The organism is Breoghania corrubedonensis, from assembly GCF_003053845.1.
Taxonomy (GTDB): Bacteria; Pseudomonadota; Alphaproteobacteria; order Rhizobiales; family Stappiaceae; genus Breoghania; species Breoghania corrubedonensis.
Genome location: NZ_QAYG01000010.1, coordinates 177,755 through 185,985 on the forward strand (window position 1 = coordinate 177,755; position 8,231 = coordinate 185,985).

Here is an 8,231-nt window from a genome sequence, read left to right on the forward strand (position 1 = left end):
TGACACAGAGATTTTGGCGTCGACACTACCTGCCGCGACCGCCCGTGAAAACCGAACTTCGGCCATTACTGGGCTTCAAGTCGATTCCAAACTCTCGATAATTCGTTGCCAGTCTATATACATCGTGAACGACAATAACAACAGAAAATATTAAAACAATGGCTGCGAATTCAATCGATTTGGAGCATGTACGAACGTATCCCTGTTCAGGCTATATCAGCGGTTACATTTGCCAATAAATTGTTCGGTTTTCCCCCAGCGGAAGCCAGGCGCACAAATTCGACCGCCGCGCACGGCGGCGGCGACGTGGGCACAATCAAAAAAGGTTGCCGCGCGTTGCGACAACCCAAGAGAAACAATGAAAAACGGAGAAAATCCGGCAAACGGATAGAAAACGGCAAATTGCTTGGAAACGGTTTACTGTTTCTTGCCGTCCTGCGCTTCCGCCAGCTCATCTATCACCGTGGCATCGCACGGCTTGTAACCGACGATATAGGCGGCACGCGCGAGCAGGTGTGCGGAGACCGGTGCCGTCAGCATGAAGAAGATGACCCCCGCGATGGCCCGGGTGACGACGTCGAGCTCACCCGCGTGCACAGCGAGAGCCAGCAGAAGCACGCCGGATCCCAGCGTACCGGCCTTGCTGGCCGCATGCATGCGCATGTAGACGTCCTTGAAGCGGGCGAGGCCCAACGCAGCGGTGAAGCAGAAGAACGAGCCGACAACCAGCGCGCAACCGACGATGACGGAAGTCATGAGCGTCCCTCCTCCGAGGAATCCGGCGTGGCGACGGGCCCGTGCACCGGCTGGGTGTTCTGAATGTCGCGATGCGTTTCCGCGGTAATCGAGGCGTCGCCGGCAAGCCCGCGGTTGAGCAGGAAGCGGGCGAACGCCACTGTGGCGAGAAAGCCGACGAGGCCCAGCGAGATGGCGATGTCGAGATAGAGATAGAAATCCGTCTTCACGCCGATTACCGCGATAAAGCCGATCCCCACGGTCACCAGCATGTCCAGCGCGACGAAACGGTCGGGAATGGTCGGGCCGGTGACGATCCGGTAGACCGTCATCAGGAACGACAAGGACAGCACCCCGAGGGCGACATCGATGCAGATCTCGAGGAAATACTCGGTGCCCATCATCGGAACGCCTCCAGGATCTTTCGTTCGAAGCCGTCGCGGATCTCGTCGATCAACGCCTGCGGATCCGGCACGTTGAGGACATGCACGTAAAGGACGCGGCGATCCTGGGAAACATCGACCGAAAGCGTGCCCGGCGTCAAAGTGATGATGTTCGCAAGCAAGGTAATCTCGAAATCGCGATCCACGGTGAGCGGATAGGCGATGATGCCCGGCTTCAGGTAGGTGATATCCGGCGTGAGCACGATCCTTGCGACCCGCCAGGCCGACAGTACCAGCTCATAGACGAAGAGCATCGCCAGCGAGAACACGCGTCCGGCGCGGCGGAAATAGCCGCCGGTGCCGACCTGTTCGCGGATCGTGAAAAGGACCGCGGCCGACAGCACGAAGCCGAAACACAGATTGACGAAGGCGAAGGAACCGGTGACTGCTCCCCAGGCCAGCGCCATGAGGATGTTGATAAGGAAGATTCCGATCATGGATGGCCTCCCGTCCCGCCGAATACCGACCCGATGTAACCGCTGGGATCGACAAGCCCGGCCGCACCGGTCTTGGCGATCGCGACGAGGCCGTCCGGCGCCAGTCCGATGAAGAGCGACAAGCCCACCAGCAGTCCCAGCGCCAACCACATGCCGGTATAGGCAGCGGTGACATCGGGCGCCGTCATGTCCGCATTTTCAGCGTAGGCGAAAGCGGTGCCGTCCGGTGTGCCCTCAGGCCCGCCGCGCCAGAACGCATAAAGGCCGATGCGCGCCAGGGCGATGGTGGTGAGGAACCCGGCCACCAGGATGGAGCCGGCAAGCCACGGCCAGTCGCTCTTGAGCGAGGCATCGACCAGCAGCACCTTCGCCCAGAATCCGGAAGTCGGCGGAAGGCCCGAGAACGACATCGCCAGAATGATGAAGGCGAGCGCGAGCAAGGGGCTCTTGCCATAGAGCCCGCCGAGCTCGCGCAGCGCGAAGGTACCGCTCATGCGCCCGGCCATGCCGGTGACGAAATAGAGCCCCGTCATGACGATGATCGAGTGGATCGCGTAGAGGATCGTGCCGGTGAGCGAGAGCGCGGTGGAGACCGCGATGCCGGCCAGCATGGAGCCGATACTGGAAATGACCAGATAGCCCAGCGCTCGGCGCAGGTCCGACTGGGCCATGGCGCCGAGCGCGCCCGAAATCATGGTGGCGACAGCAACCACCGCCAGCACATGCGCCAGAAGCGCGTGATGGACCGGCAGCAGCATCACCATGGTGCGCATCAAGGCGTAGATGCCGACCTTGGTGAGCAGGCCGGCGAAGACCCCCGCGACCGCGATACGCGGCGTGTGATAGGAGGCCGGCAACCAGAAATTGACCGGAAACGCGGCCGCCTTCATCGCGAAGGCGAGCAGATAGAGCATTGCCACGGTGGTGATCGGCGCATGGTTCGGCAGGGCCGCGACGGAGCGCGGGATATCGGCCATGTTGAGGGTACCGACGAGGCCGTAGAGATAGCCGGTGGCGATGAGGAACAGCGTCGTCGCGATGAGGTTCAAGATGCCGTACTTGACCGCACCGTCGAGCTGGGCCTTGTCCGAGCCAAGGATCAGCAGCCCGAAGGACGAGATCAGCAGCACCTCGAACCAGACATAGAGGTTGAAGATATCCCCGGTCAGGAACGTGCCGGAAACGCCCGTCATCAAGAGCATCAGGAACGGGTAGAAGCCGTAGCGCCGTGAGGCCGCATCGCTGTCGCCCACGCCGTAGAGCGCGGTGGCGAACGCCACGATGGAGGCGATCAGCGCCAGCATGGCGCCCGTCGCATCGACCGTGAAGGCGATACCGTAGGGCGGCAGCCACTGGCCCATCACCATGGTGATGACGCCCTTGTCCATGACCCGGGCGAGCAGCCCGAAATTGGACAGCATCAACAGGCCCAGCGTGGCGATGGCGATGCGCGGCTGGATCTTCGTCTGCTTGCGCATCATCAGGCAGATGACGCCGCCCAGGATGGTAATGATGATGGGCGAGACGACAAGCCAGTCGGCCGTCGCAACCGGCGTCGTGATCATGGCGTGGGAAACGTCGGCCGTGTGTTCGCTAACCGCCATTCGTCAGTACCCCATCGGCGGTCTTGCTTCGCCTTTCGGCTCGGCGACGCGCATTTCGTTGGCATCGTCCGTACCCAGTTCCTGATAGGTGCGGAAGGCGAGCACCAGCAGGAAGGCAAAGAAGGAAAAGGAAATCACGATCGCCGTCAGGATCAGCGCCTGGGGCAGCGGATTGGCCGTCGCTCCGACGGGGACAAGCGAGCTGTCGGGGATGACCGGCGGCACCTCGCGTTCCAGCCGTCCGGCCGTGAAGATCAGCAGGTTGACCGCATTGCCGAGAATGGAAATGCCCAGAAGGATGCGGATCAGCTGGCGCGACAGCATGAGATAGATGCTGGCGGCGAAGATGAACCCGATCAGGACTGCGAAACCGGCTTCCATCAGTCGTTCTCCCTTTCCTCAAGGGCGAGTGCGATCGAGGTGATCGAGCCCAGCACGACGAAATAGACACCGATGTCGAAGACCATGACGGTCGACAGCGCCAGATCGACACCGAAGATCTCGGGATAGATCCAGTGCGCCTTGAGGAAGGCGACATGAGTCAGAAGCGAAGGCAGCCCCGACAGGCATGATATCAGCAACCCGAAGGCCGACAGGCTCATCGGGTGGAAATGGATAGCCCGGCGCACCGGCCGCACGCCGCAGGCGATGCCGTAGATCGCGAGCGCGGACGCCGCGATGAGCCCGCCGATGAACCCGCCGCCGGGTTCGTTGTGCCCGCGCAGCAGCACGAAGATCGAGAACAGGATCATCAGCGCCGTCAGGAACGGGGCGATGGTTCGGAAGATGACCGTATTCACGATGCGACCTCCGGATGCGGCTCGGAGACGGGCTTCAGCGGCCCCCCCGTCGGCGGATTGCCTGGCACCTTCGACCCGCGCGAGCGAATACGAATCAGCGCCAGAATGGCGAGGCCGGTGACCATCACGACGGAGATCTCGCCCAGCGTATCAAGGCCGCGGAAGTCGACGATGATGACGTTGACGATGTTGCGCCCGTGCGCAACCACCCGCGAATTGGCAGCGAAGAAATCGGACAGGCGGCTGTCGAAGGGCACCTGTGTCACCGCCATCAGCAGCGCGCCGAAGCCAATGCCGCCGGCGATCGCGATGATCATGTGCGAGATGGTTTCGGAGAAGGGTCGGTTGTCCTTGGCGGTCAGGTTGAGCCGGGTCATCACCAGGGCGAGGATGACCACCGACAGCGTTTCCACCATGAACTGGGTGAAGGAGAGGTCCGGCGCGCCGAAGAGCATGTAAAGGACGGCGACCGCGAAGCCCTGGATGCCGAGCGAGACGATGGCGATGAGACGCGTGCGCGCCGCCAGCACCGCGATGATGCCGATCACAACGAGCGCGAGCACGAGCCATTCGTAAAACCGGAAATCCGGCATCGTCGGCATCGAGGGACCTTCGCCGTAGTAGATCATCGGCACCAGAAGCGCCGCGGCCACGACCACGAAGACGGTGTTCATGTAGATCTGCATCTTGCCGGGCTGGACGATGGCCGTGAAGGCGCCGGCGAAACGCACGACAAGCGAGATGAACTGGTCGAAACCGCGGTCCGGCCCCCAGCCGATGGCCTTCAGCACGCCCGCCATTCCCCGCCTGACGGCATCGATCTGCCAGAAGACGAAAAGCCCCGCCGCCACTGTCACGAGCGAAAGGTAAAGCGGCGCGCCTATATGGGCCGGGATCAGATGATAGTCGCCTTCGACCGGCACGCCCGCCACCGCGCCCGCCATGGGCCCGAGGAGCGAGGGACCCGACCAGCCGACACCGACGGCGGCGGCCAAGCCGCACAGAGCCAGCGTCAACGGCCCGATCCACATAAGGACAGGTCCCTCATGGGCAGGCTTTGGCGTCTTGGTGGGCTTGCCGAGGAAGGGTTTGAAGGCGACGGCAAAGGCGGCCGCCAGCATCAGGGCGTTGCCCGTCACGGCAACCGCCGTCAGAAGCTCCGAACGCCCGGCGAGGTTCCAGGTTCCCTCGTAGAGCACTTCCTTGGCGATGAAGCCGATGAAGGGCGGCAGGCCACCCATCGAAAGGGCCGCGAGCACGGCGCAGAGGAAGGTGATCGGCATCGCCTTGCGCAGGCCGCCGAGACGACCGAGATCGCGCGTGCCGGTCTCGTGGTCGACGAGGCCCGCCACCATGAACAGCGCGCCCTTGAACAGCGCGTGGGCGAAGAGATAGAGCACCGCGCCTTCGATCGCGACCTCGCTGCCCGCCCCCGTCAGCATGACGAGCAGGCCGAGCGAGGCGACCGTGGTGTAGGCCAGCATCATTTTCAGATCGCTCTGGCGCACGGCCAGAAGCGTACCGACCAGCAGCGTGACGCCGCCAAACAGCGGTAACACGGTCATCCAGGCAGAGGTATCGCCAAGCACCGGATTGAGCCGCATCAGCAGGTAGACGCCCGCCTTCACCATGGTGGCGGAATGCAGATATGCGGAAACCGGCGTCGGCGCCTCCATGGCGTTCGGCAGCCAGAAATGGAACGGGAACTGGGCGGACTTCGTGAAGGCGCCAAGCAGCACCATGATCAGGATCGGCGTGTAGAGCGCGCTTTCGCGCAGCACGTCGCCCGACGCGATCACGTCCGCCATTTCCCTCTTGCCGGTCACGGAGATGATCATCAGGAAACCGGCCAGAAGCGCCAGTCCACCGCCGCCGGTGACCACCAGCGCCTGCATCGCGGCACGCCTGGAGGCGGTGCGCAGATGATCGAAACCGATCAGCAGGAAGGAGGTGATCGAGGTCAGCTCCCAGAAGATGAACATGGTGATCAGGTTGGACCCGGTCACCACACCCAGCATGGAGCCCATGAACAGGAACAAAAAGGACAGGAACCGCCCCTGCTGGGCGTGCCCCTTCATGTAGCCGCCGGCATACAGGATGATCAGCGTGCCAATGCCGGAGACGATCAGCGCGAACAGAACCGCCAGGCCGTCGAGAAAGAAGGTGAAATTGACCCCGTAGGCCGGCACCCAGGCGAAGCCTTCCGTAAAGGTCTCGCCGTGCGAAACCGCGCCGACATACCGAAAGAAATGGAGAAAGACCAAAGCCGGCACGATCGCCAGTACCCAGGCCGCATTGTGCTTGAAAACGCGCACCATCGTCGGTGCAGCAAGGGCCGCGGCAAACGGTGCCAGCACCGCGATCACCGTGTAGTCCACCCCGAATAGCGCCATAGCCGTCCCTTGGCCCGCCGACTGGGCCGTCAACATGGATCCGGCGTACGGACCCGTCACGTGAACCCGTCTCGTGGGTTCTTCACGTGGATCCGTTTTGCGGACCCCTCTCACATGGACCCGCCCGGCAGATCCGATACAGAAAACCCGCCAAGGGGTCATCACCCGGGCCTGACCAGTGGCCCGTCGTCACCAAGTCTTCGACGCCTCTCGGCGCATTCCCCTCCGAATCGCCCGGTCAAACCAGACTCGCGCGATAAAAGTCACCGTTTCGATATACGCAGGACGGAGAAAGTGCAAGTTGCCGACAGGACATGCTATTTCATGTTTGTCTGAACAAGCGGTTTATGCCTCATTGCCTATTCTCGCCGAACTTGACGATATGGCAGTCCGACGGTTGCGAGACAACTTTCCGTCATGGGAGCGGGCGAAGACAATTGCCGGTCGAAACCTTGCCCCTCGCCATTGCCGCCGGCCTCCCCTCAACCTAAGTAGGAAAACAGAGACGTCATTCGCACAGGAGCGCCGGCCATGAGCAGCGAGACGAAGACAAAGGTGGATCTGAGCGACGCCGAATGGCGGGAGCGCCTGACCCCCGAACAATTCGCCGTGACCCGCGAGCATGGCACGGAACGCGCCGGCACAGGCCCCTATCTCGATGAAAAGCGGGCGGGCATCTACAAGTGCGTATGCTGCGGGGCGGATCTCTTCCCCTCGCAGACCAAGTACGAATCCGGGTCAGGCTGGCCGAGCTTCTATGCGCCGCTGGACAAGAGCGCCGTTGCGGAAGTCGATGACAATTCGCTGTTCATGCGACGCACGGAAATCCGCTGCGCGCGTTGCGACGCGCATCTGGGCCATGTATTCCCCGACGGCCCTCGCCCCACAGGCCTGCGTTACTGCACAAATGGCCTTTCGCTCGATTTCACCCCCGAGGACGAACAGTAATCGGTGGGCGACAACGCGCCCACGCACATCAGGCAGTGTCGCTCGCGTCAATCCTTCGCCGCGTAGTATCGGTACGCGAGCGCACGCAGACGTCTTGAGCGGAAATGCCTGAGCTGCGCGGGCGGAACATCGAAGCTGACGCCTGTCTCGTTGCCGCGCCGCCAGCGCACGGTCGCGGGTACGATCGTCTCCTCCAGCTCGTCGAAGAGCACGATGATATCGGGAAGCGGCACGGACGCGGCGACGATCAGTTTCGCCCCACCCGCCGACAGATCGCGGATAGCGCATTCGCTCAGGAAGCGGTCATCGAGATCGGCGATCTTGCCCATGCGCAGACGGGTCGCGCGGCGCGGATGACTGCGGGCTTCACCGCCCGAGCCCGTGCCGGACGTTTTTTTCGCTCCCCCGCCCGCCTTGCGCGCGGACGACTGCGCGGCATCGTCTAGACCCTTTCTGGTAACGCGAGCGGCAACGAGGTCGATCACCTCGCCGACTTTCTCGCCCCCTTTGGGCTCCGCCGCGTGCGCATGCGGGCGCGAACGACGGCCACGCGGCGGGCGTGAGGGCGATACGGCTTCCGGGTCACTATCTGTCGGCTCGCTCATGGACGACAGGATAGGGAGGGAAGCTTGCGCGAGGCCGGTGAGGAAGGCGGGGCCTCTTGGCGGGCCGGCGACATTCCGTCACCCAGGACTCAGCCCCGAGGGCACGTTGATGAAGGTCCGCATCCCATCTCCATGATGGATGCCCTGGGGCGCCGCCCGGCGCGGGGCACAAAGTCAGTGACCTCCACCCGAGGTGGAGGTTTGAAACGCTGCGCTTGAACCACTGGAAGTGGTTTTGTTAGCGCCTAGTAGCTACGATTGAACAG

9 protein-coding genes are annotated in these 8,231 nt (G+C 62.8%); 1 reads left to right on the forward strand and 8 read right to left on the reverse strand.

Going from position 1 to position 8,231, the window contains the following annotated elements; all coding sequences use genetic code 11:
- Nucleotides 1–417: 417 nt before the first annotated feature.
- The 7 genes from mnhG to C8N35_RS20345 are packed head-to-tail and all read right to left on the reverse strand — an operon-like array spanning nt 418 to nt 6,412.
- Entirely contained in the window at nt 418–756 is a 339-nt protein-coding gene (mnhG, locus tag C8N35_RS20315) for a monovalent cation/H(+) antiporter subunit G (protein ID WP_107991552.1), read from the reverse strand.
- The gene (locus tag C8N35_RS20320) at nt 753–1,136 is read right to left on the reverse strand and encodes a cation:proton antiporter (protein ID WP_245926886.1); all 384 of its coding nucleotides are present in this window, start codon (nt 1,134–1,136) and stop codon (nt 753–755) included. Before C8N35_RS20320 ends, mnhG begins: the two co-directional genes overlap by 4 nt.
- Entirely contained in the window at nt 1,136–1,615 is a 480-nt protein-coding gene (locus C8N35_RS20325) for a Na+/H+ antiporter subunit E (protein ID WP_107991554.1), read from the reverse strand. Before C8N35_RS20325 ends, C8N35_RS20320 begins: the two co-directional genes overlap by 1 nt.
- A complete protein-coding gene (locus C8N35_RS20330) occupies nt 1,612–3,219 on the reverse strand; it encodes a Na+/H+ antiporter subunit D (protein ID WP_107991555.1) in 1,608 nt (535 codons plus the stop codon). Before C8N35_RS20330 ends, C8N35_RS20325 begins: the two co-directional genes overlap by 4 nt.
- 3 nt (nt 3,220–3,222) lie before the next feature.
- Entirely contained in the window at nt 3,223–3,600 is a 378-nt protein-coding gene (locus C8N35_RS20335; RefSeq protein WP_107991556.1) for a Na+/H+ antiporter subunit C, read from the reverse strand.
- On the reverse strand, nt 3,600–4,019 hold the full coding sequence (locus C8N35_RS20340; RefSeq protein ID WP_107991557.1) for a Na+/H+ antiporter subunit B: 420 nt from the start codon (nt 4,017–4,019) through the stop codon (nt 3,600–3,602). Before C8N35_RS20340 ends, C8N35_RS20335 begins: the two co-directional genes overlap by 1 nt.
- On the reverse strand, nt 4,016–6,412 hold the full coding sequence (locus C8N35_RS20345; RefSeq protein ID WP_107991582.1) for a putative monovalent cation/H+ antiporter subunit A: 2,397 nt from the start codon (nt 6,410–6,412) through the stop codon (nt 4,016–4,018). The genes C8N35_RS20340 and C8N35_RS20345 overlap by 4 nt, the downstream gene beginning before the upstream one ends.
- A gap of 531 nt (nt 6,413–6,943) precedes the next feature.
- Here C8N35_RS20345 and msrB point away from each other — a divergent pair.
- Nucleotides 6,944–7,360 carry a peptide-methionine (R)-S-oxide reductase MsrB gene (msrB, locus tag C8N35_RS20350; protein ID WP_107991558.1) on the forward strand — a complete coding sequence of 139 codons (417 nt, stop codon included), beginning with the start codon at nt 6,944–6,946 and terminating at the stop codon, nt 7,358–7,360.
- 47 nt (nt 7,361–7,407) lie between these two features.
- Here the strand turns inward: msrB and C8N35_RS20355 are convergent, their stop codons facing one another.
- The gene (locus tag C8N35_RS20355) at nt 7,408–7,845 is read right to left on the reverse strand and encodes a PilZ domain-containing protein (RefSeq protein ID WP_210203627.1); all 438 of its coding nucleotides are present in this window, start codon (nt 7,843–7,845) and stop codon (nt 7,408–7,410) included.
- Nucleotides 7,846–8,231: the final 386 nt, after the last annotated feature.

What these genes read in the sequence shown, in the direction of transcription:
- C8N35_RS20325 (WP_107991554.1), bottom strand. Translation starts at nt 1,615, where the DNA reads ATGATCGGAATCTTCCTTATCAACATCCTCATGGCGCTGGCCTGGGGA.
- C8N35_RS20320 (WP_245926886.1), bottom strand. Translation starts at nt 1,136, where the DNA reads ATGGGCACCGAGTATTTCCTCGAGATCTGCATCGATGTCGCCCTCGGG.
- C8N35_RS20335 (WP_107991556.1), bottom strand. Translation starts at nt 3,600, where the DNA reads ATGGAAGCCGGTTTCGCAGTCCTGATCGGGTTCATCTTCGCCGCCAGC.
- msrB (WP_107991558.1), top strand. Translation starts at nt 6,944, where the DNA reads ATGAGCAGCGAGACGAAGACAAAGGTGGATCTGAGCGACGCCGAATGG.
- C8N35_RS20345 (WP_107991582.1), bottom strand. Translation starts at nt 6,412, where the DNA reads ATGGCGCTATTCGGGGTGGACTACACGGTGATCGCGGTGCTGGCACCG.
- mnhG (WP_107991552.1), bottom strand. Translation starts at nt 756, where the DNA reads ATGACTTCCGTCATCGTCGGTTGCGCGCTGGTTGTCGGCTCGTTCTTC.
- C8N35_RS20330 (WP_107991555.1), bottom strand. Translation starts at nt 3,219, where the DNA reads ATGGCGGTTAGCGAACACACGGCCGACGTTTCCCACGCCATGATCACG.